This window comes from Dactylosporangium sp. NPDC050588 (genome assembly GCF_040654975.1).
In the GTDB taxonomy this organism is placed as follows: domain Bacteria; phylum Actinomycetota; class Actinomycetes; order Mycobacteriales; family Micromonosporaceae; genus Dactylosporangium; species Dactylosporangium maewongense.
The window spans coordinates 63,680-88,075 of sequence record NZ_JBFAJA010000026.1; the positions used below are offsets into that span (position 1 = coordinate 63,680).

Here is a 24,396-nt window from a genome sequence, read left to right on the forward strand (position 1 = left end):
GGCCTCCCCGCTCGTCCCACCGGCGGCATGCCCCTCCCGCCCGGCCCGGTCCGGCGACCGTACCGGATCGCTATGTTCCCTCCGGGATCGAGCCGACCCGGGTGAGGTCAGTGGGCGGACGTCGTCGGAGGTGCCGGCCGGGGCTTGGGGAGGCGTTCCTCGAGCGTCGCGCGGAGGTCGTCGGGCAGGCCTTCGATCGCGAGCAGGCCGGGCAGCAGCGCTGTCTCGGTCATGTACGCGCGGAACGCCTGCGCGATCGTCACCCCGTGCGACGGGCGGTCCAGGACGGTCACCGGGTCGCCGGCCCACACCTCGCCCGGCTCCACCACGCGCAGGTACGCACCGGGGCGGACCGACCGGGTGAACGTCTTCAACCAGCGCGGCTCGCCCATCTTGTGCTGGAACGTGGAGCAGGGAATCCGGCCGAACGTCGGCTGCAGGACCAGCCGCGGGCCGATCCGCCACAGCTCGCCGATGACGGCGCCGTTGACGTCGACGCCCTCCGTGGTCAGGTTCTCGCCGAAGAGCCCGTTGGCGAGCCGGCGGGTCAACCGGGCCTGCCACCAGTCGTAGTCTTCCCGGGCGTACGCGTACACCGCCTGGTCGTCGCCGCCGTGGTTCTGGATGTCGTAGATCTGGTCGCCGACCAGGCCGGTGTGCAGGCCGGTCGTCTTGGGCCCCGGCGCGCGCACGGTCACCAGGTGGTCGACCGGCTGCTTGTTGATGCCGGTGAGACCACCCTTGGCCGGGTTCGGCTCCGGCACCGCGAGGTTGACCGAGAGAATCCTGCTCACGCCCAGCAACCTATCGACCCCGGCCACCATCCGCCGCCCAATTTCCGCCCACGAAGCGCCGGCCCACCCGCAACCACCAAGCGGTGCCGGCGGCAGTGGCTGCCCACACGGCGCCGGCATCGCAGTGGTTGAGATGGCAGGAGATCAGGACGTGGTCAGGGTCCGATGCAGGCGTTTCGCCTCGACGACGAGGCGGGTCGAGCCCTTGCGTGCGGCCAGGTCCGCGAGGCCCGGCACCTCACCCCGGCTGCCCGACGCCGCCGCAGCGGTCGAGGCGAGCGTCAGCAGGTCCGGCAGTCCGCGCGGCGTGACGTGCGCCTTGCCGTCCGCGCCTCCCCCGCCGCCCCGGACAGCCGCCCCCGACGCCGCAGTCGCCCCAGCCGAGCTGGAAGCCCCAACAGAGCTGGAAGCCCCAGCCGAGCCGGAAGGCGCCGCCGAGCCGGAAGGCGCCGCCGAGCCGGAAGGCGCCGCCGAGCCGGAAGGCGCCGCCGAGCCGGAAGCCGTGGCAGAGGCGGAAGCCCCAGCCGAGCCGATGGCCGCGGCCAGGTCCCTTGCGGCGGCCCTGACGGCGGCTCTGGTGAGGGGTGCGGCGGACGCCGGCGGGGTGATGGCGGGACCCGGCGCGGGCCTGCTGGTCTCCGCCGGCAGCAGGCCGCCGAGCGCGCCCGACGCGATCCGCCACGTCAGCGCCGGGGCGATGCGGCCCGCCTCCTCCAGCTGGGTGACGACACGGCTCAGGACGATCAGCTTGGTGTCGGCCATGCGGGCCAGCTGGGCGCCGAGCTCGCCGCCGTCGAAGTCATCGGCGCCGCCGAGCGCCATGAGCGCGTCGAGCGCGGCGATGCGCTCGTCGGCCTGGGTGGCGGCGAGGCCGTAGGCGACGGCGGTGAGGGTCGCGGGGCCGACCGGGCCGGCGAGGTCCGCGAGCAGCGGCAGCAGCTGGACATTGCCGCGGCCGGAGTCGAGGTCGGCGGCGCCGGCGACGAGGGGCAGCAGGCACGCGGCGACGATCTCCCGCTGCGACGGCAGCACCGCCGGCCACAGCGCGGCCAGGCCGAGGCCGTCGCTGCTGTCGGCGTTGACGACCGGGGGTGCCGCGAGCTCGGTCAGCCAGTAGGGGTCCAGACCGGACCGGTCCGGCGACGAGGTGGCGTAGAAGCGCGACTCGGGCAGCCATTCGAGATAGCGGCCCCGCTCGGCGCGCTGGCGGTGCACCCGGACCACCCGGACGTCCGGCCGGCCGGCGCCGCCGGTCTCCAGCCACTCGACGAGGGTCCGGCCGGCGTCCGAGGTCAGGGTCCGGGCCTGCCGCAGCGCGTCGGGGTCGGCGCCGGCGGGCAGCCGGTACAGCGCCTGGCGCAGGTCACGCTTCCACGGCTGCCAGCCCTCCCGCTCGGCCCGCGCGAGCCGCTCGACCAGCGCGGCGGGGTCGAGCAGCCCGTTGACCAGGGTGGGTGTCGCGACCAGGGACGGGACCGGGTCGGTGGACAGCCGCATGACGATCTCGGCCAGCCGGATCGTCAGGACGCCCTGCAGCTTGGCGTAGGAGTTGCCGAGGCGGAAATCGGCGGGGGTGCCCTTCAGCGCGCGGGCCGCGTCGTCGAGGACAAACGGCAGCCCGGCGGCCTTGTTGAGCACCGCGGTGAACATCGCGACCGTGCGCCGGTGGCCCTCGGAGCCCCACCAGCCGTCGCCGATCCGGTTGTGGGCCCGCTGCATCACCGGGGCGATCGCGGCGCGCAGCCCGACGGGGTCGGCGGCGTGCATGCGGACAACCGCCGCGAGGACCCGCTCGAACGGCACAGTCTGCCAGTCGGTCTGGTCGAGCGCGGCGATCTCCTCCGCCAGCTCGTCGGGGGTGGCGATCGGCTCGGGCATGTCGGCGGCGCCGACCGGCGCGGTCAGCAGGTCCGGCTCGGGCGGGACGACCTGCACGTCGGTGACCCCGGGCGCCGCGTGCTTCGCCAGGAACGCCGCCGCGCGGTCGCGGGCCTGGACGTCGGGGTGGTCCGCGGCGACGGCGACGACCTCGGCGATCTCGGCGACGCGGGCGGGGTGCCGCTTCGCGAGCTTCTCCAGCCAGATCAGCTGCGCCTTGACGAGGCCCTTCTCGCTGCGGGTGAGGACGGTGCGGGACGCGTCGAGCAGCGACTCCAGCTCCACGCCGCCGGCCGCCTCCGCGGTCTTCAGCACCTTCTGCGCCATCGTCGCCACCGAGCCCATGGCGTCGGTGAGCAGCTTCAGGTAGATCGTGGTGCGCTCGGCGACCTCGGCCTCCGTCGGGGCGAGCTTGTCGTGGAAGCTGACGAAGGCGTGCAGCACCGCCTTGGGGCGGCCGGCGAGCAGGGCGTCCAGGCAGCGGTCGAGGATGTCGGCACGCGGGAACCGGCCCTCCTCGACGAGGGTGGCGGCGGCGAAGAGGATGCCGGGCCATGTGACCCACTTGCCGGTGTCCGGGTCGTGGCCGCCGATGGTGGCGGCGATCCCGTCGCGCTCGAACGCGTGCGGCAGCAGCGCGTCGGTGAACGGGCTGCCCCGCAACTTGTCCAGCACGGCCTTGTCCCGCTCCGCCACCTGCAGCGACAGCAGCCAGCCGTCGACGAACCGTTCGCCGGTCGGGACCGGCACGCCGGTGGCGACGACCAGGTCCGCGACGAGGCTCCACGAGCGCAGCGACCCGCCGTCGCGTGGCAGCTTGCCGGCCAGCCTGGTCGCGAGGTCACCGAGCCACGGCACGCCACGGTCGGCGGCGGCGCGCAGCACCGGCTGCGGCTGGATGGCCGACCAGGGCCAGCCGCGCCGGGCGATCACGGTGACGGCCTTCGCGGCCGTCGACGCGCATCCGACGGCGGCGACCGCATAGGCGGTGGCCTGCTGCGGGTTGAACCAGGTGCCGGCGTCCCCGCGCAGCGCGACGAGCTTGTGGCCCAGCTCGGCGCGCTGGGTCTCGTCGAGGTCGCGCAGCGCCTCCACGGTGGCCGCGAAGTTGCCCTTCTGCAGCATGGCCAGCAGGTCGGGCCACTCGATCGGGCCGGAGCGGCGGCGGGTGAACAGGTTCACCGGGTCACCGCCGGGGCGACGGCACGGGCCAGCTCGGTGGCCAGGGCGTGCTTGCATGGGCCGCGTCCGCCACGGTACTTCGCCCACCACGGGCAGGTGCAGTGCAGCGCGTCGCCGGCCGCGCGGACCCGGTAGGTCTCCTCGCCGCTGCGCACGCTCGCCCCGGACCCGTCCAGCGTCACCGCGCCGGTCTCGACGAGCGCCCGGGCGCCGGCCAGCCGCGGGTTGTGCCGCTCGGCGCGCTGCGCGTCATAGGGCAGCACGCGGTGGAAATAGGCCGCCTCGGACACGTCGAAACCGACCTGGCCGGCGGTGCCGAGCTGGGTGAGCGCCGCCCTGACCCGCGCGGCCGGCATCGCGGCCTGCTCGGCGAGCGCGTCGACGTCGACCGTCGGGTCCCAGGCGAGCAGCGTCGCGATCAGCTCGGCGTCGTCGGTGACGTCGTCGCTGGCGAGCGCGGCGAGGACCGCGCCCTCGCCGGAGAAGCCGCGGCTCGGCTGCGGCGACAGCGTGAGCGACAGGCGCAGCTCGCCGGTGTCCAGCTCCCACGTGCTCGACACGGGCCCGCTGCCGGCGGTGACCGCCGGCCCATAGACCCGCAGGTGCTTGGCGAAGCGCAGGATCGGCTTCAGCGCGGCGAGGCGGGCCGGCCCGGGCAGGCAGACGGCGCCGGGCACCGGGCGGGACGTGAGCCGCAGCGAGCGGCCGGCGGGGACGGCCCACAGCACCGAGCGGTCGCCGCCCGACGGGAGCCGGCGCAGGAACGCGGTCGCCTCGGCCGCGGACAGCTCCGCCCGCGGGTCGAAGCCGGACGCGATGACCTGCACCTCGGCGAACCCGCGCAGCCAGCGCGACGGCAGCGGCACCTTCTTCTCCACCACCGCACCGTCCATCGTGGACACCGTGAGGTCGTCGGGGCCGACGCTGACGTGCAGCGGGTCGACGCCGGTCAGCCGCTGCAGCGCCTGCCGCAGTGGCGTGTTGACGTCGACGTTGGTGGTGCCGTGGTCGACGATCTCACCGTCGAGGCCGGTGGGCAGCACGTCGAGGCGGGCATAGACGCCGCAGCAGCCGGAGAACGACTCGAACCGCAGCCGGTCCCGGCTGCCGGTGACGACCGGGTCCAGGCTGGCCGGGCTCAGGGGCTGGAAATAGCGGGTGCGGGCCACCTCGGCGACCGCGAGCAGCCCGGCCGCCGCCGCGGCGGGCGTGGTCAGGAACCCGGTGAAGAACCGCGGATTGGCGGTGACGGCACGCTGCGCCACACCACCGGCGGTCTGCAGCTGCAGCCCTCCGTCGTGGAGTGCCGACGGGGCCAGATAGCTCAGCGACTGCACAGCGTTGCTCATGCCCGACAACGTAGCTCCCGGGTACGACATTTTTTCTGAAGGCGGGTCGTGGCCTAGGCTCGCGAGCGGCAGGCCGTAGTGCAGAGGTCGTCACACCACCTTGCGAAGTTGGAAGACGCCGGTTCGAATCCGGTCGGCCTGCCGCCTCAGACCCCGCGTGGAGGTAGCACCGCAGTGCGCAACGACCTGCCGCAGTGGCGCCGGATCAGGGCCGAGTCGCTGCCGCACGACGTCGTGGACGCGGCGGCCAGGGCCCGGGAGGCCGGTGACTGGCGGCGCGCCGCCGAGCTCGCCCGCTGTGACGTCGACATCGCTCCGGGGCACGAGAGCGACGACCTGCGGCACCTGAGCCTCGACCTGCTGTGGTGGCACCTGCCGAGGCACCGCGGCGGGATGAGCACGCTGCAGCCGATGGTGAGCGCGGTCCTGCCGCCGCGGGCCGGTGCGGACAGTGCTCCGCTGCTGAAGGTACGGCTGCCGAAATCGCCGACCGGGCCCCAGCGGCTGCTGCTGACCGTGACGACCCTGGCCGAGCTGGAGCACGAGCGCTGGTATGTCGCGCCCCGCTACACCTGGGACGTGCGCGAGGCCGCCGCCGTGCGCAAGGCGTGGGGCGGGTCCGCGGCCAGGATGCCGTTCCTCACGCCGGAGGGCGAAGCGCTGCCGGAGGACGCGATCGCCGCCGGTACCGACGAAGCCGCCACCACCGAGCGCATCCATCGGCGGATCGTCGCCGGCGACCTCGAAGGCGCGTGGCGCGAGTGCGGCATCGACGTGCGCGGGGTCGACCCCGAAGCCCTGCAACGGCCCTCGGCGCCGCCGACGCTGCCGGTCGGGGTCGCGGACGAGGCCAGAGCCGCCGCGGCCGCGTTCGGCGTGCAGCAGGTCGCCACCCTGTACGGCGCCTCGCTGACGCTGACCGTCGACGGGATGACCGCCGAGGCCCTTGATCTCAGCGAATACCTGGAGGTGCCGACCCGGATCCTGACCGGGTCCGTGCCGCCGGACCTGGCGCTCCTCGCGGCCGGACTGCAACGCCCCGCCGACCTGCACCCGCTCGTCCGCGAGGCGCTGTTCCCGGGGTCGGTGGCGGCCCACGGTGTTGCGAGACCCGACGCCGCCCAGACCACGGTGCGAGTGCGCTGCCAGGGCGGATGGCACCGGGTCGGTGTCGACGGCGGTGCGCTGCGCCTGCCCGACCACGACGAGGAGGAGCAGCTGCGCGAGCGGGTGCTGCGGTCCCTCGGCGGCGCCAGCACCGGCTGCTACGCCGTGCAGCAGACCTGGACGACCGGCGTCGGCCGGCTGCCGCACGGGCTCGCCGCGCAGCGCCGGCAGGTGAAGCACCGCATGCAGCACGGCGACACCGGCTGGCTGCTCGACGGCCTCGGCCGCGGCGTGATCGACCCGCAGATGCGCGACGCCAACGGCTGGTCGCTGCTGCACCTGGTGATGTGGGTCGACTGGGAGCGGGTGCTGCCGCTCCTGCTCGCCGCGGGCGTCCCCGTCGACGCCCGGGACCGCGTCGGCCGGACGCCGCTCTACCTCGCGGTGATGAACGGCGGCCCGCCGGAGCTGATGCGCCGCCTGCTCGCCGAGGGCGCCGACCCGCGCGCCGAGACGGTCCACGGCTCCTGGCCCGCGTACGTCGCCCGGTCGCGCCAGTACTGGCAGGACCTGTCGTTCCTGTTCGAGCCGGTCACGTAGCGGGCGGCTTGGACTTCAGCCCGCTGCCGCACAGCGGCGCCACGACCGTCCCTGCCGGCTCGACCTCGCCGGCCTCGACGGCCGCCCAGCAGACGGCGGACGTCGGCTCGACGTAGAGGCCGGAGCGGGCCAGGGCAGCGTGGGCGGCCCGCACCTGGTCGTCGGTCACGGTGACGACGGCGCCGCCGGTCGCACGGACGGCGGCGAGGATCTGCGCGCCGCGGGCGGGCCGGGCGATGGCGATCCCCTCGGCCACGGTCCCCTGCGTGTCGATGTCCGCCGGCACCGGCGACCCGCCGGCGAACGCGGCGGCCAGCGGCGCGCATCCGGCGGCCTGGACCGCGACGATGCGCGGGAACCGCTCGATGTGCCCCGCCTCGAGCAGCTCCGCGCAGGCGAGGTGGGCGCCGAGGACGAGGGTGCCGTTGCCGACCGGCAGCACGAGCGTGTCGGGCAGGCGGCCGCCGAGCTGCTCCCACACCTCGTAGACGTAGGTCTTGGTGCCGTGCACGAAGAACGGGTGATACACGTGGCTGGCGTAGAACACGCCCGGCTCGCCGGCGGCGAGCGCCGCGGCCCGGGCGGTGTCCTCGCGACTGCCGGGGATCTGGTGCACGGCCGCGCCGTAGGCCCGCAGCTGCCCGACCTTCCCGGCGGAGGTGTCGGCGGGCACGTAGACGTCGCAGGCGATCCCGGCGCGGGCGGCGTACGCGGCGACGGCGGTCCCCGCGTTGCCGCTGCTGTCGGCCATGAGCCGCGCGACGCCGAGCCGGGCAGCGAGCGCCACGAGCAGGACCGCGCCCCGGTCCTTGAACGACCCGGTCGGCATGAGGTGGTCGACCTTGAGCGTGACCCCGGGCCGCCCAGGCCGCCCGGGCGCACCGACCAGCGGCGTCATCCCCTCCCCCATGGTGATGTCGCCCGGCTCGGCGATCGGCAGAGCTTCCCGATACCGCCACAGGCTGGTGCCCCGCCCGGCGAGGTCGGCCAGGGACGGCGGGGCCGCGGCGAACCCGTCGAGGTCGAGCACGCCGTGGCACTTCGCGCACCGCCAGGCCAGGCTGCGCAGCGGTTCGGTGTGGCCGCACGCGCCGCAGCGCAGCGACAGGGATTCCAGCGTCACGCGCTCGATAGTAAACGTCCAAACTCTAGACGAACAGTCCAGGCGCGTGATGTGCGAGGCTGTGGGGAATCAGGGAGGGCAGCGCATTGGAGTACGCACGGCTGGGCCGGACCGGGCTGCGGGTGAGCCGGATCGGGCTGGGCTGCATGAGCTACGGCGTCGCCGCCGCGGGCATGCACCAGTGGACGCTGGACGAGGACGCCGCCGCCCCGTTCTTCCGCCAGGCCGTCGAGCTCGGCGTCACGTTCTGGGACACCGCCAACGTCTACCAGGGCGGCACGTCGGAGGAGTTCGTCGGCCGCGCGATCCGCCGGTTCGCGCGGCGCGAGGACATCGTGCTCGCCACCAAGGTCAGCGGGAAGATGCACGACGGGCCCGGCGGCAGCGGCCTGTCCCGCAAGGCCGTCCTGGAGCAGGTCGACGCGTCGCTCCGGCGGCTGGGCACCGACTACATCGACGTCTACTACATCCACCGCTTCGACCCCGAGACGCCGGCCGAGGAGACCATGGCCACGCTGCACACGCTGGTGCAGGCGGGCAAGGTCCGCTACCTCGGCGCCTCGTCGATGTGGGCCTGGCAGTTCGCCAAGCTCCAGCACGTCGCGGTGCTCGGCGGATGGACACCGTTCGCGGCGATGCAGGACCAGTACAACATCCTCAAACGTGAAGAAGAGCGGGACATGATCCCGATGTGCCTCGACCAGGGCGTCGGTCTCACACCGTATTCGCCGCTCGCGAAGGGCAGGGCGGCGCGGCCCTGGGGCGAGCGGACGGCGCGGTCCACGTCCGACGCCGTCGCCCAGGCGTTCGACCGCGACGTCGACCGGCCGGTCGTCGACTCGATCCAGCGGGTCGCCGAGGCCCGCGAGGTGCCGATGGCGCAGGTCGCCCTGGCCTGGCTGCTGACCAGGCCGGTGGTCTCCTGCCCGATCGTGGGTGCGACGAAGCCGCACCACCTGCGCGACGCCGTGGCCGCCCTCACCCTCGAGCTCACCGCCGGCGAGCTCACCGAGCTCGAGGCCGCCTACACACCGCAGGACAACTTCTGGTGGTGAGCACGCCGGCGTCGGCCGGACCGGCGCCGAGGTCCGGACTTCTGGCGGATTCTGACACGTTGGTACCGTCTGACGGTGGATCTGGACACGCTCGACCGTCAGGTCGTGCACGCGCTGCAGGTCGACAGGCGGGCGCCGTTCAGCCGGATCGCGGCCTTGCTCGGCGCCTCGGACCGCACGATCGCCCGGCGGTACGGGCGGCTGCGCGAGGCCGGCGCGCTGCGGGTCGTGGGGCTGCCGGACGCCGCGACCCTCGGCCACGTCGACTGGCTGGTGCGGATGCGCTGCTCGCCCGACACCGCCGTGCCGGTGGCCGCGGCCCTCGCCCGGCGCGAGGACACGTCGTGGGTGACGCTGGTGTCCGGCGGCACCGAGATCACGTGCATCACCCGGACCCGGTCGCAGTCCGCGGACGGTGACCTCCTGCTGCAGAGGCTGCCCCGCACGCCACGGATCTCGGTCCTCAGCGCGCACTGCATGCTGCGCGGCGTGGCCGGCCTGCACGGCTACCACGCGGAGGCCATGATGTGGCTGACCGTCGCGCCGTCCGCCCTTTCGGCCACGACCCGGGCCCTCGCCACGCACCCGCAGATCGCGTGCGCCGCCGCGACCACGGGCCCGGCCAACATCGCGGCGTCGGTGATCTGCCGCGACCTGAACGAGCTCTACGAGTACATCGCCGGGGACATCGGCTCCCTCGACGGCGTGGCCTCGGTGGAGACCGCACCGGTCGTGCGCCGCGTCAAGGCCGGCGGCACCCTGCTGGTGACCTGACGCCCGCACCCTACATGTAACCCGCCCGCCCTCTGCGGTCCACGCCGCCCGACACATCGGCAACCTACGATGTCTCCACACGGCTGCGAGATGAGGTTCTGGCCATGCGGAGATCGCGGCGGATCGCGACGGTAATTGCCCTTACCCTGACCGCGGCCGGTGCCGCCGTGGTCATGACCTCGACCGCGGCGGTGGCCGCGGACCTTTCGGTGAGCCAGGCGCTCGCGGCGCAGGACGGCCGGTCGGCCTCCGTCGTCGGGTACGTCGTCGGGCAGCCGACCGCGACCAACACCGTGCTGCGGTCCGGGTTCACCGGCGACACGGCCCTCGCCCTCGCCGACTCCGCGAGCGAGACCGGCACCTCGCGGATGCTGTACGTGCAGATCACCGCCGCCTATCGGGCGCAGTTCGGGCTCCAGACGAACCCGTCGGTGATGGGCCGCCGGCTCGTCGTCGCCGGGCAGCTGACCGCGTACTTCTCCCACGGCGGCCTGAAGTCCCCGACCTCGGTGGCCTTCGCCGGCACCGTGCCCACCGGCAGCCCGACGAGCAGCCCGACCACCGGCCCGACCGGCCCCGTCGAGACCTACTACGCGGCCGCCGCGGGCAAGACCGGCACCGCGCTGCGCAACGCGCTGCACGGCATCATCAAGACGCAGACGAAGCTCACGTACGACCAGGTGTGGGACGCCCTGAAGGACACCGATCAGGACCCGAACAACAGCGCCAACGTCATCCTGCTCTACTCGGGCCGGTCACAGAGCAAGTCGACGAACGGCGGCGGCGCCAACGACTGGAACCGCGAGCACGTCTGGGCCAAGTCCCACGGCGACTTCGGTACCGCCACCGGCCCCGGCACGGACGTCCACCACCTGCGCCCCGAGGACGTGTCGGTCAACTCCGCCCGCGGCAACAAGGACTTCGACCTCGGCGGCTCGGCGGTCAGCGAGGCCCCCGGCTGCCTCACCGACAGCGACTCCTTCGAACCCCGCGCCGCCGTCAAGGGCGACGTCGCCCGCATGATCATGTACATGGCCATCCGCTACGAGGGCGACGACGGCTGGCCCAACCTGGAGATCAACAACTCGACCGCCAACGGCTCCGCCCCCTACATCGGCAAGCTGTCGGTCCTGCTCCAGTGGAACCAGCAGGACCCGCCCGACGCCTTCGAGCGCCGCCGCAACGACCGCATCTACGCCACCTGGCAGCACAATCGCAACCCCTTCATCGACCACCCGGAGTGGGCCGCCGCCATCTGGGGCTGACCCCGACGCGAACGGCCGGTCGCGGGCTGCGACCGGCCGTTCCGCACGCCGGCGCGAGCCCGGGTTTCAGCTCCGGGGGAAGAACTCCGTCTCGGGGCGCTGCATGTACTCCATCGCCGCGGTGAACGCCGGGTCGCCGAATCGTCGCTCCAGCTCCTCGGGCGTCACGTCCTCGATACGGGTCTGGATCCACCACACGTTGCCGAACGGGTCACGCACCCGCCCGACCACGTCCCCGAAGGCCAGGTGCGTGACCTCCGAGATGGACACGCCTCCGGCCTCGACCGCCCGCCGGTGTACGGCGCGGGCGTCCTCGACGTACAACCGGAGGAACGCGGGCGTCGCCGGCCAACTCGGATATCCGCCGTTCAGGCCAGCTTCCGTCCTGTACAGCCGCCCGATGCGCGCGCCCTCGCCGGCACCTATGCAACGGGGGCCGCCCTCGGGATGAGGACGGCCCCGTTCTTACAGCACGAGCGTTACGGCAGGAGCTTCCAGGGGCCCCACTGGTCGCCGGGGGCCTGGTTGCGGGTCCACCACTTGGCTTCGTACTTCTTGCCCTGGTAGAGGACCACGTCGCCGGTGGTGAAGATGCGCGAGGCGGTCCAGATCGCGGTGCCGTCGGGGGCGGTCGAGATCTGCTGCCACGGGCCGTAGGGGTCGCCCGGGGCCTGGTTCTTCGTCCACCAGGTCGCCTGCCAGACCGAGCCCTGGTAGAAGACCTTGTCGCCGGCGTTGTAGACCGTGGAGGCGGTCCACGCCGGGGCCGGCGGCGTCACCGGCGGGTTCAGGCCGATGACGACCGGGTCGTGGTCGGAGGCCGCGAACGGGTCGCCGCCGTTGAACAGCAGCGTGGCGTTGTAGTTGTACCGGCTGTACGCGTAGGCGACCGCCTCCTGCGCGTTGATCTGCCAGACGTCGGCGCCGGTGACCAGCGTGCGGGCGGCCGCGTTGGCCAGCACGTGGTCGAGGGAGCCCTGCAGGCCGTCGAAGGAGTACGTCGACTCGTTCGGGTCGAAGGCCGCACCGAGGTCGGTGTAGCCGGCGTCGTACAGGACGTGCATCGGGTCCTCGTGGGTGTACGAGTTGAGGTCGCCGACGAGGAAGATCCGGTCGGTGCCGACGCTCGTCGCGACCTGGTTGGCGAACGCGACGGTCTCCTCCGCCTCACGGACCCGCGTCGCGTTGAACGAGCCCTGGTTCTTCGCCGGCGAGGACGTGTCCTCGGCGTCGCCCGGGTACAGCGGGTCGCCGCTGCCCTTGGACTTCCAGTGGTTCGTGACGACGAGGAACGCGTCGGCGTCGGTCGCGCCGGCCTTCTTGAACGCCTGCGCGAGGGGCTCGCGGGCGATCGAGAACGGCTGGCCGGGGCCGGACGCGGTCGTGAGGATCACCGAGGTGCCGACGAGCGCGATGTCCGCCGGCTTGTAGATGAACGCGCTGCGGATCACGTCCTCTTGGGCGATCGGTGGCAGGACGGCCGGCGACGGCACGTACGCCCACACGGGGCCGCCGGCGGCGGCGTTGAGCGCGTCGACCAGCTGGGCGAGGGCGGCGTCGCGGGGCTTGCCGAACTTCGCCGAGTTCTCGACCTCTTCCAGCGACACGACGCTGGCGCCGAGCCGGTTGATGCCGGTCACGATCTTCGCCTGCTGCCGCTGGAAGCTGGCGTCGTTGGCGGCGCCGCGGACACCTGCCGCGTTGCCCGGCCCGACGCACTTGTCGACGGCGATGTGGGTGCCGGCCCGGTCGTCGAAGTAGCTGCAGGTGCCGAAGCCCTGCGCGACGTACGACTCGCCGGTCGTCGGGAAGTAGTTCTCGACGTTGAACGTCGCCAGGCGCACCGTGCCGCCGACGTTGGCCGGCTGCTGGTTGCCCGTGCGCGTGTCGCTGAACGTCGCGACGGCGGCACCGTTGTCGGTGACCCGCTGCCGCGGCTGGAAGTTCCAGAGCGAGAAGCGGTACTCGAGGATCACCGGCTGGTTGAAGGTGACCTTCGACCCGATGCTGACCGCGTTGGTCGGCGTCAGCCACGGCAGCGGGGTGCCCGTGTTGGCGGAGCCGCTGTAGTTGACGCTGGAGCCGTCGTCGAGGGTGATGCTGCGGGCCGCGTTGTCGGCGACCGCGGCGAGCGCCTCGGCGCTGCCCGGCCGGCCCGCGTCGGTCGGCTGGCGCAGCGGCGCGTCACCGGCGGCGAGCGTGAACGAGCCGTACCAGTTGGCGTCGTAGTTGTCCGCGACGGTGAACGTGCCCTGCGGCGCGATCAGCTCACCCTCGTGGGCCTCCTTCTGCGCGGCCGTGGTCAGCGACGCCCACGGGATCGTGCCGGGCACGACGGCCGGCAGCGGGGTCGCCAGCTGCGTGACCGTCGGCGCGGAGATCTCCGTCGTGCCCTGGAACTCCACGACGTTGCCGGTGACCCGCACGCTGTCGCCGATGTGGACCTGGCCCGCCGCGGCGGAGCCGAAGACGAAGATCGCGTCGGAGGCACCCGGGGTGGCGTCGTCGGCCTCGGCGCCGCCGGACCCGCCCGTCTGCAGGTAGAAGCCGTTGAAACCGCCGGTCGCGTAGACGGCGGTCACGACACCCTCGGTCGTCACGTTCCGGCCGACCTCCGGCGACGTGTCGGTGTTCGTGCCCTGGATCGCGGCGATCGGCAGCACCGTCGTGGTCGTCGTGACGGTGTACGTGAACGTGGCCGAGCCGCTCGCGCCGCCCGACTCGGTCGCGGTGACCGTCACCGACGCGGTGCCGGCGGCGGTGGGCGTACCTTCGACGACGCCGCCGCTGGAGATCGTGAGGCCGTCGGGCAGGCCCGTCGCGGACCACGTGTAGGGCGCGGCCCCGCCGGACGCGCTCAGGGTCAGTGGCGAGATCGCGGTGCCGACCGTGGCGTTCTGGTTGCCGGGGCTGGTGACCGTGACGGTCGCGGTGCCGCCGTCGGACGCCGCGTTCTGCGGCACCGGGGTGGCCGTGCGGAAGTCGGCGCCGTTGTTGTCCGTGTCGGCGCCGGCCGCGTCCCGCTGGTAGCTCAGGACCAGGGAGTTGCCGGTCGCGGCAGTGCCCTCGGGCGCGTTGCTGGTGCCCCAGCCGACGCGGTCGATGACGGCCGCGTCGGTGGGCAGCACGCCGGTGGCGCTGGCCGCGATGTACAGCGTGCCGCCGCCGGCGCCCGGGTTGACGCTGGTGCCGGTGAACAGGTCGGGCGTCGGCAGCGGCGCGCCCGGGTTGGTGGTGGAGTTGTTGCCAGGCAGCATGATCAGGAAGTGTCCGTGCGCCGCCACGGCGCCGGTCAGCGTGAACACCTGCGACCCGCTCGGCACGACGGTGCTGGTGGGGGCCCGGTACTGCAGCGTCGTGCCGCTCAGCGGGATCGAGGCGGACGTCGGGTTGTACAGCTCGACGAACTTGTTCAGGTAGCTCGCGCCGGACGAGCCGCCATTGACATATACCTCGCTGATGACCAGACCCGTGCCGGCCGGGTTCGCGGCGGCAGGATCGGCGAGTAATGGCCAGGCAGCGCCGGCCATGGTAAGGGACAAAACGACGGTTGTGCGTCGGATGACCGCACGGGACATAGACCCGGACCTCCAGGTGGGCGTGATTCGGCTCCGTCACTGCTGGAGGCCGACTCACGGACGTTAGGCCCTGCCGGCGGACGAGAGCTGAACGGCGTGTGACAGCCTAAGGCAGCTTCCCTGGATTGACGCCGGTGTCAGCATGAGGCGAGGGTTATCCCCATCGACGCATCGACTCACATCGGGTCGCGGCGTTGGGCGGCGACGGCGGCGATCGTGAAGGCCGCGGCGTAGCCGGCGAGGACCGCGGCGGCCGTCCACTGGTCCAGGCCGGTGGCGGCCGGGAGCCGGCCCAGGGCGCTGCCGGCCCGGAACGGCAGCCAGCGGGCCGCGTCGGTGCCGATCAGCTCGGCGGCGACGCCCTCGATCAGGGCGAGCCAGGCCAGGGCGCCGGCGACCGCGGCGATCTGGTTGCGGACCAGGGCGCCGAGCCCGACGCCGATCGCGGCGAAGGCGGCGTTCCACCCGACGTCGCCGGCGAGGGTCGGCCACACGTCGTCGAGCGTCGACGACGTCCAGGAGCCCCACACCGCGATCGTGGCGAGGGCCGTCACGGAGGCGGCCACGCCGAAGCCGGCGCCGAGCAGCGTGTGCACGGCGAGCTTGTCCAGCAGCACCCGCTCGCGGCGCGGCGTGGAGAGGTAGGTGTCGGCGACGGTGCGGTGCCGGTACTCGCCGGCGACCGCGATGACGCCGAGGATCAGCGGGAACAGGGCGACGAGCCCGACGTGCGCGGCGGCGCCGGCGACGTCGTCGGGGTGGCCGGACAGCCGGCCGCTCGCGCCGAGCACGACCAGGGCCACGGCGGCGGCCAGCAGCAGCCACGGGGTCCGGACGGTGGCGAGTTTGCGCAGTTCAGTTCGCATTCGAGGTCACCGCCAGGAAGGTGCGCTCCAGGTCGTCGCCGACGGGGCCGGCGTGGCGCAGACGGCCGGCGCCGACGATGACGGCGTGGTCGGCGGTCTGCGCGATCTCCGACAGCACGTGGCTGGAGACGATCACCGTGCCGCCGGCGGCTGCCCGCCGCCGCAGCAGGCCGCGCAGCCAGGACATGCCGGCCGGGTCGAGGCCGTTGGCGGGCTCGTCGAGCACGAGCAGCCCGGGGTCGCCGAGCAGGGCGCCGGCGAGGCCGAGCCGCTGGCGCATGCCGAGGGAGTACGTGCGGACCCGCCGGTCGGCGGCGCCGGTCAGGTCGACCTCGTCGAGGACCGCGTCGACGCGGGCCATCGGCAGCCGCGCCGAGCCGGCGAGGATCCGCAGGTGGTCGCGGCCGGTGCGGCCCGGGTGGAAGCCGCCGGACTCGAGGACGGCGCCGACGGTCCGGCGCGGCTCGGCGAGGTCGTGGTAGGCGCGGCCGTCGATGAGGGCGGTGCCGCTGGTCGGTCGGGCCAGGCCCAGCAGCATGCGCAGGGTGGTGGTCTTGCCGGCGCCGTTGGGGCCGAGGAAGCCGGTGACCGAGCCGGCGGGGACGTCGAAGGTCAGGGCGTCGACCGCGCGGACACCCCGGTACCGCTTGGTCAGCTCTCGGACGTGGACTGCTGTCATGCCGCCAACGATCGCCGCCGGGGCCGGAGAAGTCGTCCCGCAGCGGCGGCATCCCGTATACCGCGGCTGCGGGATGTCCACGCGGTAGCACCGGCCTACCGTGTGGGCATGCGCATCGACCCGGCCGTCGATCTGGCCATCGGGCTCGTCGTCGGGGTCGTGGTGCTGGCGACCACCCACGGCACGCCGCACGCCGCGCCGCTGGACGTGACGGCGACGCTGGTCGCGGCGGTCGCGTGCCTGGTGCTGGCGTTGCGGCGGCGGTGGCCGCTGCACACGTTCCTGGTCAGCTCGGTCGCCGCGGAGGCGTACCTGGTGTTCAACCACAAGACGGCGAACGGCATGCTGATCCTGGCCGCGCCGCTCATCGCCCTGTACACCGTCGCGGAGTCGGCCAGCCGCCGGCGCGCGCTGACGATCGGGGTCCTGGCGGTGTCCGCGTTCGCCGGCCTGCACATGCTGGCGAAGCCGGCGTCGTGGCTCGGCGCGGAGAACCTCGCGCTCGCCGCGCTCGGCGGGCTGGCCGTGGCCGCCGGCGACGGTGCCCGCAGCCGGCGGGAGTACCTGGCGGAGGTGGAGGCGCGGGCGCTGCGCGCCGAACGCGACCGTGACGCCGACGCCCGCCGCCGCGTCACCGACGAGCGGCTGCGGATCGCCCGCGACCTGCACGACGCCGTCGGGCACCAGCTGGCGCTGATCAACGTGCAGGCGGGCGTGGCCGTGCACCTGCTCGACGCGCAGCCCGTCCGGGCCCGGGAGGCGCTCACCCATGTACGGCACGCGAGCCGGACCGCGCTCGGCGAGCTGCGCGACACGATCGGCCTGCTGCGCCAGCCGGGTGACCAGCTCGCGCCGGTCGATCCGGTGCCGGGGCTGACGGGCCTGCCCGACCTGCTCGACACGTTCCGCCGGTCCGGGCTGGCCGTGTCGGCGTCCGGGCTGGGCGACGCGCTCGACCTGCCGGTGCCCGTCGACCTGACCGCATACCGGGTGGTGCAGGAGGCGCTCACCAATGTCTGCAAGCATGCCGGTGCGGTGGCCGTACACCTCCTGCTGCAACGGTCTGAAGAGGCCCTGACGATCCAGGTCGAGAACGCACCGGGGACCCCGGGCCGGCCGGCGGCGCCTGGAGTCGGGCTGGTCGGGATGCGGGAGCGGGTGTCGGCGCTCGGCGGGTCCGTGGAGTCGGGCCCGCGCCCTGCCGGCGGTTACCGGCTGACCGTGGTGCTGCCGCTGGAGGCCCGGTGATCCGGGTGGTGCTGGCCGACGACCAGCCGCTGATCCGCAGCGGGTTCCGGGTGTTCGTCGACTCGGCCGACGACGTGACCGTCGTGGGTGAGGCCGCCACCGGGCGCGAGGCGGTCGAGCTGGCCCGCTCCGCCCGCGCCGACGTGGTCCTCATGGACATCCGCATGCCCGACCTCGACGGCCTGGCCGCGACCCGGCTGATCACCGCCGACCCGGACCTCGCCGGCGTGCGGGTGCTCATCCTCACCACGTTCGAGGTCGACGAGTACGTGTTCCAGGCCCTGCGTGCCGGCGCCGGCGGCTTCCTCGGCAAGAGCGCCGAGCCGGCGGAGCTGCTCGCCGCGATCCGCACCGTGCACCGCGGCGAGCAGCTGCTCTCCCCGGCGGCGACCCGTGCCCTGATCGCCCGCTTCCTGGCGGAGCCCGCGCCCGCCGCCCGCCGCCGTCTCGACGCGGCGCCGCTGGTGGACCTGCTGACCGGTCGCGAGCGGGAGATCGTCGGCCTGGTGGCGACGGGCCTGTCCAACGACGAGATCGCCGCCCACCTGCGGGTCAGCCCGCACACCGTGAAGACCCACATCAACCGCTCGATGACGAAGCTCGGCGCCCACGACCGCGCCCAGCTCGTCGTCGTCGCCTACGAGTGCGGCCTCGTCCCCAGGTAGACCGTCCAGACGCCGACGGCGAGCAGGACCGCGGCCCCGAGGCGAGGCAGCACCGTCCGCGCGAGCACGCGCCCGCCGCGGGACAGCGCGACGGCGCAGCCGGCCAGCCAGACCGTGAGCACCAGGGCCTGCGCGGTCGTGAGCACCGCGTACTGGACGCCGATGGCGGTGCGGTCGTCCATGAACTGCGGCATCAGGGTCAGGACGATGGCGGCGGCCTTGGGGTTGAGGAGGTTTGCCAGCAGCGCCCGCCGGAACGCCGGGCCCCGCCTGTCACCCGTCGTGCCGGCGGGACGCCGGGTCCGGAGCGTCCAGAGCCCGAGCCCGATCAGGTACAGGCCGCCGGCCAGCTGGACCGCCCGCCAGGCGGCGTCGGAGCGCAGCACCAGTGCGGACAGGCCGGCCGCGGCCAGCGTGGCGTGCACGTAGAGCCCGGTCACGGTACCGGTGATCACCAGCGCGGCATCGCCGGTCCGGCCGGCGGCGACGCTGTCGGTGAGCAGGGCGAGACTCGCTCCGGGCGCGGCGAGCAGGGGCGCCACCGCCAGCACGAACCCGGCGACGGCGGCCGGCTCCATCACGACACGACACGGTAGTGGGTGACGATCCTGCCGCCGTCGACGACGTGGTACGCCAGGGCCGGCGGCGCCTGCAGGTCCGCGACGCCGTCGCCCTCCCACGGCAGGCGCAGGGTCCACGTGACGGCCGGCGCGCACAGCACGGGCCGCCCGGCGAACGTCGTCGCGGCCGCCGTGTGGGCATGACCGGCCAGGACCCCGAGGACGTTCGGGTGACGATCGAGGACGGCCGCAAGGGCCTGCGGCTCGGTGAGCGCCATCGAGTCCGGCAGCGGGTGGTGCAGCGGCACGGGAGGGTGGTGGAACGCGACCACCGCCGGGGCGTCGCCGAGATCGTCCAATGTGGACCGCATCCAGGCGAGGGTCTCCTCGTCGAGCCGGCCCTCGTCCCGGCCGGGGATCGTCGAATCGCACAACAGAACGGCGAGGTCGCCGAGCCGGTGTAGCCGGTTGACCGGGGTGCCGGCCGGGGGCTCGTCGAGCAGCACCTTGCGGAAGGCACCGCGGTCGTCGTGGTTGCCGGGGCAGGCCAGCACCGGCGGGCCGCCGGCGAGGAGCCGCCGGACCGTCTCGTATTCGCCCTCCGCGCCGTGGTCGGCGACGTCGCCGGTGAGCAGCACCGCGTCCACGGGCAGGTCGCGGAGGTGCTCGAAGACCCGGCGCGCCCGCGCCTCGCCGCGCTCGGTGCCGTCGATGTGCAGGTCGCTGATGTGCGCCAGCAACGCCATGAAGCCCCCTTGGCTAACGGGATCAATTGCATCTGACGTTAGGCACTGTAAGGGATCCAGCTAATGGATTCAATCAAGAATTGCGTTAGCATGGTGGAGTGAGCGACTGGGACCTGGTGCTGAGCCTGGTCAGCACGATCCGGCACGACGGCGACGGCGGGTCGGTCGACGACCTCGCCACGGTCGACGGCCTCGCCGCGTGGCTGACCACCGCCGTGCCCGACGACGGCCCGGACGCCGACGAGGAGCTGCGCGTCCGGGTGACCGCACTGCGCCGGGCCGTGCGCTCGCTCTTCGCGCGAGCCGTCGCACCGGACCCGCCGAGCAAGGCCGACGCCGACACCCTGCTCGGCGTCGGCGCCGCCCTTGCCGAGGTCAACCTGGCCGCCCGCGCGCTGGGCCCGCCGACCCTGTCATGGCCCGAGGAGGGGCCCGCCCGCGTCCGGTACGCGATGCCCGCCGCCGCCCCCGCCGACCGGCTCCTCGCGGACCTGGCGCGGGCCGCCATGGGCTTCCTCGCCGGTCCGGACGCGGCGAGGCTGCGGGCCTGCCCGGCCCCGCGCTGCGTGCGCTACTTCCTGCAGGGCGACCCCCGCCAGGCCTGGTGCAAGCCGTCCTGCGGCAACCGCGCCCGCGTCGCCCGCCACTACCGCCGCCACCACGAGTCCGCCTGAGCGGTGCCGGCCGGGGACAGTTCGGCGGCGAGAGCCTCGCAGACGGCGGCGACCTCGGTGGACTCGGTGCGGACCCGGTCCAGGGCGGCGGCATCCGGGAGGTGGCCGTCGCGGGCGCGCTGCTCGATGCCGGCGAGCAGGTCGGCGAGCCCATCACCGCCGATGTTGGCGGCGGAGCCCTTCAGGGCGTGCGCTTGGACGTGGCCGGCGACCGCGATCGGCTCCGGCCCGCGTCGATGTCGGCGGAGCTGGCGGGGCGCACGGACGCCGAGGCCGAGCTGCGGATCCGGTGCATGCTCCGCCGGCAGATGTCGCTGCTGCGGAGCCAGCTCAAGAGCGATCTGGCGATGTACCGCGACGACCAGCGGCTGCGGCGGCTGCGTCCGGACGAGCGGGAGCTGCTGGCCCAGTGCCACATCCACCGCCCGTGGCACACCGTGCTGACGCGACTGCCGGTCACGTCGAGCCGCATGACCGGCTCCATCTGCACCTGCGGCCAGTGCGGGCCGCTGCGCTGACCCGGGCTCAGGGCGCCAGCAGCTGCTCGCGCAGGACGGTGGTGAGCTCGTCCATCGGCAGCGTGCCCTTCTCCGCGATGACGGTGAGCGTCTGGTACGCCGGATCCACCGGCCGCGCCAGCGTGATCACGGCGACCGGCTCCGTGTAGTGGTTGGCGGAGTTGGTGTATTCCGAGTAGTCCTGGGTGAACGCCGTCGCCTCGCCCAGCGGCGTCTGGATGCTGGTCGCGCCGGCGCGGAGGTCGGCGGGGATGTCCGCGGTGCTGCGGTAGACGCCGTGCCGGCCGTTGATGCGCCGGGTGTCGCTCGGCAGGGGGCAGCTGGTCGCATAGGCCGTGAACCGGACGAGCCGGCCGTCGCCGAGGCGCACCCGCGTGTCGACGCCAGGGCAGCCCTGCGCGCCCGGCGACTGCGGGATGAGCCGCTGGCCGGCGCGGAGGCTGACGCTGAACGGGACGGGCCCGCCGACAGGCGCGGTCGTCGGCGCCGACGCCTCGGTCGGCTCCGGTTTCGGGCGCGGCGGCACCGCGCCGTCGCAGCCCGCGGCGGCGAGGACGGTCACAACGGCGGCTGCGGCGAATGTGCGTCTCATGGCAGCTCTGACCGGCCGCAGGGCGGCGGCGTTCCCCGCTGTCAGGATCGCGACTCCCCTCCAGAGGGCGTAATTAAAAATCTTAAGATCAACTTCTTGAAAGTTAATCTTCAGCGTGTGCATACTTCAGGTATGACAGAGCAGGCGATGGACTGGCAGGAACTGACGAACCTGACCCGGGGCCGGCCGTTCGTCGTGGAGCGGGTGCGGCTGGCCGACAGCGAGGTCGCGATCGAGGGCCGGTTCGAGCTTCCGCAGCTGGCCCAGCTCAACGTCGAGGACCAGGTCTTCGTCACGGCGTTCGTGCGGTGCCACGGCTCCATCAAGGAGATGGAGCGGATCTTCGGGGTGAGCTACCCGACGATCAAGGCGCGGCTGAACAGGATCACGCAGTCCCTGGACTTCGTCGAGACCGATCCGCGGCCGTCGCGGGCCGACGTCATCGACCGGCTGCGGCGCGGTGAGATCACCGCGCAGCAGGCACTGTCCGAACTGGACGGTCGCACATGATGCCGCAGCTGCTGACGGTGCGGGTCGACCGGCGGCACCGCCGGCCCGTGCGGCTCTGGATCCCGGTGCTGCCCGTGGCGCTGATCCTGGCGCCGCTGCTGGTGCTGGCGTTGCTGGGCGGGATCATCGCCTGCCTCATCTTCCGCATCAGTGTGCCACGGACCCTGGGCACCGGCTGGCGCGTCGTCTCCGCGCTGCCGGGCACCCGGGTCGACATCAAGGACGGCCACACGGCCTTCCTCGTCTCCATCCGATAGGAGCGTCAACCATGAACGAGCAACGCAAGGACATCCTCGACATGCTCGCCGCGGGCAAGATCACCGTCGACGAGGCGGAGCAGCTCATCGCCGCGCTGGAGCGCGACCAGCCGCTCGTCGCGACCCTCCCCGAGGCCCGGCCGAAGGGCAAGCCCAAGTACCTGCGGGTGCTGGTCGACACCCTCGAGGCCGGCGAGCCGGGCCGCGTCAACGTCCGCGTGCCGCTGCAGCTGCTGCGCGCCGGCGTGAAGCTGGTGGCGCTCATCCCGCCGCAGGCGCTCCAGCACGCCAACGCCGAGATGCACAAGTCGGGCGTGCCGTTCGACCTGACCCAGCTGAAGCCCGAGCAGCTCGAGGCGCTCATCGAGCACCTCGACGAGATGACCGTCGACGTCGACCAGCCCGACGCCAAGGTCCGCGTCTTCTGCGAGTGAGCTACGCGGCCCGGGCGAGGAACAGGTCGCTCAGCCGCACCATGTCGATCCCGCCGCCGTTGGCGTCCAGCACCCGCGCGGTCTCCGAAAGGGCCAGTTCACGGTCGGCGACGGGCAGGATCCGGTAGGCGGAGATCGAGGTCAGGTAGGCCAGGTAGCGGCCGGTGTCGTAGCTGACATGGTCCCGGAACCGCACCGACCGCAGGTCAGCGAAGCGCCCGTCACGCTGGCACTCCTCCAGCGGCCAATCTTCCTCACCGGTCCAGGCCCCCGACACGTCGCCGTAGAAGGACGCGACCGCGGCGTGCGGTGAGTGCTCCACACCGTGCCGGCGGTCGATCTCGGCCAGCTCCGCCTGCAGCCCGGCGTCCACGACGCCGTGCGGGTTCCAGAACAGCGCGAGGGTGCCGCCCAGCTCCAGGGCGGCGTGCACCAGATCCCACCGGCGGCCCGGGTCCGTCCAGTGCCAGGACGTCGCCGCGTACAGCAGCCCGAAGCGCCGGCCTGCGCGCTGCCAATCCTCGAACGCGCTCACCTCGACCGTCACCGCACCGTGCCCGGCGGTGTTGCGACGGAGCACCTCGGCCATCCGCTCGTCGGGCTCCACGCAGACGACCGGCACGCCACGGGCCGCGAACTGGACCGTCGCCTTGCCGGTGCCGGCCCCGATCTCGGCCGCCGGCCGCGCACCCAGCGCGGCGTAGGCGAGGACCTCGTCGACCATGTCGTCGCAGTAGCCGGGCCGCCCGGCGTCGTACAGCTCCGCGACCTCACCGAACACCCTGCTCCGCATCTCACGCATGATGCCCGTGCCGCACCGCGGAAGGCCCCCTGGGGAGGGGGCCTTCTGGCGGCAGGGCGAACCAGCAGCGACTGGGCTCAGCCGACGGCCTGCTTGAGCAGGGCGGCGATGCGGGCCTCGGCGTCGGCGGACAGGGTGGTCAGGGCGAAGTACGTGGGCCACATGGTGCCGTCGTCCAGCTGGGCCTCGTCGCTGAAGCCGAGGACGGCGTAGCGGGTCTTGAACTTGGCGGCGCTCTGGAAGAAGCACAGGACCTTGCCGTCGCGGGCGTAGGCGGGCATCCCGTACCAGAGCTTCGACGTCAGCGTGGGGGCGCTCTCCTTCACGATGGCGTGCAGGCGCTCGGCGAGGGTGCGGTCGGCGTCGGACATCTCGGCGATCTTCGCCAGGACCTCGCTCTCGGTGTCCGCCTTGGCACCACGCCGCGCGGTCGACTTGAGCTCCTTCGCCCGGTCCTTCATCGCGGTGCGCTCAGCGGTGGTGAAGCCGTCGTACTTCTCGGTGTTCGCCATGATCGTGCCTCTTTCTCCAGAGATGGGGATCACCACTGCCCGGCCTGCTGGCGGGTGGGTGCGTTGAGTCGGTTGAAGGCGTTGGTGACGGCGATGTTCAGCAGCAGCGCCGCCAGCTCCTTGTGGTCGAAGTGCTTCGCGGCCAGGTCCCACACCTGGTCCGGGACGGCGTCGGGCCGGTCGGCGAGCCGGGTCACCGACTCGGTGAGGGCGAGCGCCGCCCGCTCCTCGTCGCTGAACCACGGCGTCTCCCGCCACGCGGCGACGGCGTCGACCTGGTCGTCGCCGGCGCCGTGCCGGCGGGCCTGGGCGGCGCCGCCCGCGACGCACGGCCCGCAGCCGTTGATCTGGCTGGCGCGCAGGTGGCTCAGCGCCAGCACCCGCTCGCTCACCCCGGCGCCGGCGATCGCGCCGGTGAGGGCCATGAGGGCCTCCATCGCCCCGGGGATCAGGGCCGCCGGGTTGGGCATGCGCTCCGTCGACATCGCGAACTCCCTTGCTGTGTGCTCTCGCTGACAGGACCCATCTGACCAGCGGCGCACCCCGCCCCTCGACGCCCGTGGGACACCGTGGGACACGCACGACGGCGCTGAGCTGGGCAGATACCCCGTCGAGCCGACCGCGTGGG

The 24,396-nt window shown here is 73.4% G+C and carries 25 protein-coding genes and 1 tRNA gene; 11 read left to right on the forward strand and 15 right to left on the reverse strand.

The annotated features are described in order from the left end of the window. Positions 1-107 precede the first annotated feature (107 nt). The 3 genes from AB0I21_RS19740 to AB0I21_RS19750 form a co-directional block, all read right to left on the reverse strand. Positions 108-794 (reverse strand): MOSC domain-containing protein, encoded by a 687-nt coding sequence (locus AB0I21_RS19740; RefSeq protein ID WP_360562943.1) that lies wholly within the window; start codon positions 792-794, stop codon positions 108-110. A gap of 144 nt (positions 795-938) precedes the next feature. Beyond that, positions 939-3,854, reverse strand: coding sequence for a DUF6493 family protein (locus AB0I21_RS19745; RefSeq protein WP_360562945.1), 2,916 nt, complete (start codon positions 3,852-3,854; stop codon positions 939-941). Continuing rightward, the gene (locus tag AB0I21_RS19750) at positions 3,851-5,203 is read right to left on the reverse strand and encodes an SWIM zinc finger family protein (RefSeq protein WP_360562946.1); all 1,353 of its coding nucleotides are present in this window, start codon (positions 5,201-5,203) and stop codon (positions 3,851-3,853) included. The genes AB0I21_RS19745 and AB0I21_RS19750 overlap by 4 nt, the downstream gene beginning before the upstream one ends. Positions 5,204-5,272: 69 nt before the next feature. Between AB0I21_RS19750 and AB0I21_RS19755 the strand changes: the two genes are divergently transcribed. Together AB0I21_RS19755 and AB0I21_RS19760 are read left to right on the forward strand one after the other, a co-directional pair. Next, positions 5,273-5,345, forward strand: a tRNA-Arg gene (locus AB0I21_RS19755). Positions 5,346-5,377: 32 nt separating this feature from the next. Further along, complete coding sequence (locus tag AB0I21_RS19760) at positions 5,378-6,910, forward strand: hypothetical protein (RefSeq protein ID WP_360562948.1); 1,533 nt, start codon at positions 5,378-5,380, stop codon at positions 6,908-6,910. Here AB0I21_RS19760 and AB0I21_RS19765 read toward each other — a convergent pair. Beyond that, positions 6,903-8,033: a pyridoxal-phosphate dependent enzyme gene (locus AB0I21_RS19765; RefSeq protein WP_360562949.1), complete on the reverse strand. Its 1,131-nt coding sequence runs from the start codon at positions 8,031-8,033 to the stop codon at positions 6,903-6,905. The two genes, AB0I21_RS19760 and AB0I21_RS19765, sit on opposite strands and share 8 nt — an antisense overlap. Positions 8,034-8,119: 86 nt before the next feature. Here AB0I21_RS19765 and AB0I21_RS19770 point away from each other — a divergent pair, with 86 nt between their 5' ends. From AB0I21_RS19770 to AB0I21_RS19780, 3 genes are all read left to right on the forward strand, one after another. Further along, a complete protein-coding gene (locus AB0I21_RS19770; protein ID WP_360562951.1) occupies positions 8,120-9,088 on the forward strand; it encodes an aldo/keto reductase in 969 nt (322 codons plus the stop codon). A 75-nt stretch (positions 9,089-9,163) separates the two neighbouring features. After that, the gene (locus tag AB0I21_RS19775) at positions 9,164-9,862 is read left to right on the forward strand and encodes an Lrp/AsnC family transcriptional regulator (protein ID WP_360562953.1); all 699 of its coding nucleotides are present in this window, start codon (positions 9,164-9,166) and stop codon (positions 9,860-9,862) included. A gap of 104 nt (positions 9,863-9,966) precedes the next feature. After that, positions 9,967-11,127 carry an endonuclease gene (locus AB0I21_RS19780; RefSeq protein WP_360562955.1) on the forward strand — a complete coding sequence of 387 codons (1,161 nt, stop codon included), beginning with the start codon at positions 9,967-9,969 and terminating at the stop codon, positions 11,125-11,127. 66 nt (positions 11,128-11,193) lie between these two features. Here AB0I21_RS19780 and AB0I21_RS19785 read toward each other — a convergent pair whose 3' ends face one another. The 4 genes from AB0I21_RS19785 to AB0I21_RS19800 all read right to left on the reverse strand — a co-directional run bounded on the left by AB0I21_RS19785 (position 11,194) and on the right by AB0I21_RS19800 (position 16,250). Next, complete coding sequence (locus AB0I21_RS19785; RefSeq protein WP_360563045.1) at positions 11,194-11,553, reverse strand: VOC family protein; 360 nt, start codon at positions 11,551-11,553, stop codon at positions 11,194-11,196. 53 nt (positions 11,554-11,606) lie between these two features. Further along, positions 11,607-14,657 (reverse strand): ExeM/NucH family extracellular endonuclease, encoded by a 3,051-nt coding sequence (locus tag AB0I21_RS19790; RefSeq protein ID WP_360562956.1) that lies wholly within the window; start codon positions 14,655-14,657, stop codon positions 11,607-11,609. Positions 14,658-14,881: 224 nt separating this feature from the next. Next, positions 14,882-15,571 (reverse strand): ABC transporter permease subunit, encoded by a 690-nt coding sequence (locus AB0I21_RS19795; protein WP_360562958.1) that lies wholly within the window; start codon positions 15,569-15,571, stop codon positions 14,882-14,884. Next, positions 15,561-16,250 (reverse strand): ATP-binding cassette domain-containing protein, encoded by a 690-nt coding sequence (locus AB0I21_RS19800; RefSeq protein WP_360562960.1) that lies wholly within the window; start codon positions 16,248-16,250, stop codon positions 15,561-15,563. Before AB0I21_RS19800 ends, AB0I21_RS19795 begins: the two co-directional genes overlap by 11 nt. A gap of 108 nt (positions 16,251-16,358) precedes the next feature. On the opposite strand from AB0I21_RS19800, the gene AB0I21_RS19805 reads away from it, so the two are divergent. Then, on the forward strand, positions 16,359-17,498 hold the full coding sequence (locus AB0I21_RS19805; RefSeq protein ID WP_360562962.1) for a histidine kinase: 1,140 nt from the start codon (positions 16,359-16,361) through the stop codon (positions 17,496-17,498). Continuing rightward, positions 17,495-18,163: a response regulator transcription factor gene (locus tag AB0I21_RS19810; protein ID WP_344499852.1), complete on the forward strand. Its 669-nt coding sequence runs from the start codon at positions 17,495-17,497 to the stop codon at positions 18,161-18,163. Before AB0I21_RS19805 ends, AB0I21_RS19810 begins: the two co-directional genes overlap by 4 nt. On the opposite strand, the gene AB0I21_RS19815 is transcribed toward AB0I21_RS19810, so the two are convergent. Together AB0I21_RS19815 and AB0I21_RS19820 are read right to left on the reverse strand one after the other, a co-directional pair. Next, positions 18,136-18,741: a LysE family translocator gene (locus AB0I21_RS19815; RefSeq protein ID WP_360563047.1), complete on the reverse strand. Its 606-nt coding sequence runs from the start codon at positions 18,739-18,741 to the stop codon at positions 18,136-18,138. The genes AB0I21_RS19810 and AB0I21_RS19815 overlap by 28 nt on opposite strands. Beyond that, entirely contained in the window at positions 18,741-19,469 is a 729-nt protein-coding gene (locus AB0I21_RS19820) for a metallophosphoesterase (protein ID WP_360562964.1), read from the reverse strand. The genes AB0I21_RS19815 and AB0I21_RS19820 overlap by 1 nt, the downstream gene beginning before the upstream one ends. Positions 19,470-19,567: 98 nt before the next feature. On the opposite strand from AB0I21_RS19820, the gene AB0I21_RS19825 reads away from it, so the two are divergent. Beyond that, the gene (locus AB0I21_RS19825; RefSeq protein WP_360562966.1) at positions 19,568-20,143 is read left to right on the forward strand and encodes an ABATE domain-containing protein; all 576 of its coding nucleotides are present in this window, start codon (positions 19,568-19,570) and stop codon (positions 20,141-20,143) included. Here the strand turns inward: AB0I21_RS19825 and AB0I21_RS19830 are convergent. Then, positions 20,116-20,565, reverse strand: a complete 450-nt coding sequence (locus AB0I21_RS19830) for an Hpt domain-containing protein (protein ID WP_360562967.1) — start codon at positions 20,563-20,565, stop codon at positions 20,116-20,118. The genes AB0I21_RS19825 and AB0I21_RS19830 overlap by 28 nt on opposite strands. A gap of 103 nt (positions 20,566-20,668) precedes the next feature. After that, positions 20,669-21,253, reverse strand: coding sequence for a hypothetical protein (locus AB0I21_RS19835; RefSeq protein WP_360562969.1), 585 nt, complete (start codon positions 21,251-21,253; stop codon positions 20,669-20,671). A gap of 132 nt (positions 21,254-21,385) precedes the next feature. Here AB0I21_RS19835 and AB0I21_RS19840 point away from each other — a divergent pair, with 132 nt between their 5' ends. From AB0I21_RS19840 to AB0I21_RS19850, 3 genes are read left to right on the forward strand one after another with little or no spacing between them, the layout of a single operon-like run. Then, positions 21,386-21,763: a DUF2089 domain-containing protein gene (locus AB0I21_RS19840; protein WP_360562970.1), complete on the forward strand. Its 378-nt coding sequence runs from the start codon at positions 21,386-21,388 to the stop codon at positions 21,761-21,763. Further along, complete coding sequence (locus tag AB0I21_RS19845) at positions 21,760-22,020, forward strand: hypothetical protein (protein ID WP_360562971.1); 261 nt, start codon at positions 21,760-21,762, stop codon at positions 22,018-22,020. Before AB0I21_RS19840 ends, AB0I21_RS19845 begins: the two co-directional genes overlap by 4 nt. 11 nt (positions 22,021-22,031) lie before the next feature. Next, positions 22,032-22,454 (forward strand): hypothetical protein, encoded by a 423-nt coding sequence (locus tag AB0I21_RS19850; RefSeq protein WP_360562972.1) that lies wholly within the window; start codon positions 22,032-22,034, stop codon positions 22,452-22,454. A 1-nt stretch (position 22,455) separates the two neighbouring features. Here AB0I21_RS19850 and AB0I21_RS19855 read toward each other — a convergent pair whose 3' ends face one another. From AB0I21_RS19855 to AB0I21_RS19865, 3 genes are all read right to left on the reverse strand, one after another. Continuing rightward, entirely contained in the window at positions 22,456-23,247 is a 792-nt protein-coding gene (locus AB0I21_RS19855; RefSeq protein WP_360562974.1) for a class I SAM-dependent methyltransferase, read from the reverse strand. Between the two features lie 86 nt (positions 23,248-23,333). After that, on the reverse strand, positions 23,334-23,768 hold the full coding sequence (locus AB0I21_RS19860) for a DUF1801 domain-containing protein (RefSeq protein WP_360562975.1): 435 nt from the start codon (positions 23,766-23,768) through the stop codon (positions 23,334-23,336). Between the two features lie 29 nt (positions 23,769-23,797). Continuing rightward, complete coding sequence (locus tag AB0I21_RS19865) at positions 23,798-24,253, reverse strand: carboxymuconolactone decarboxylase family protein (protein WP_360562977.1); 456 nt, start codon at positions 24,251-24,253, stop codon at positions 23,798-23,800. Positions 24,254-24,396: the final 143 nt, after the last annotated feature.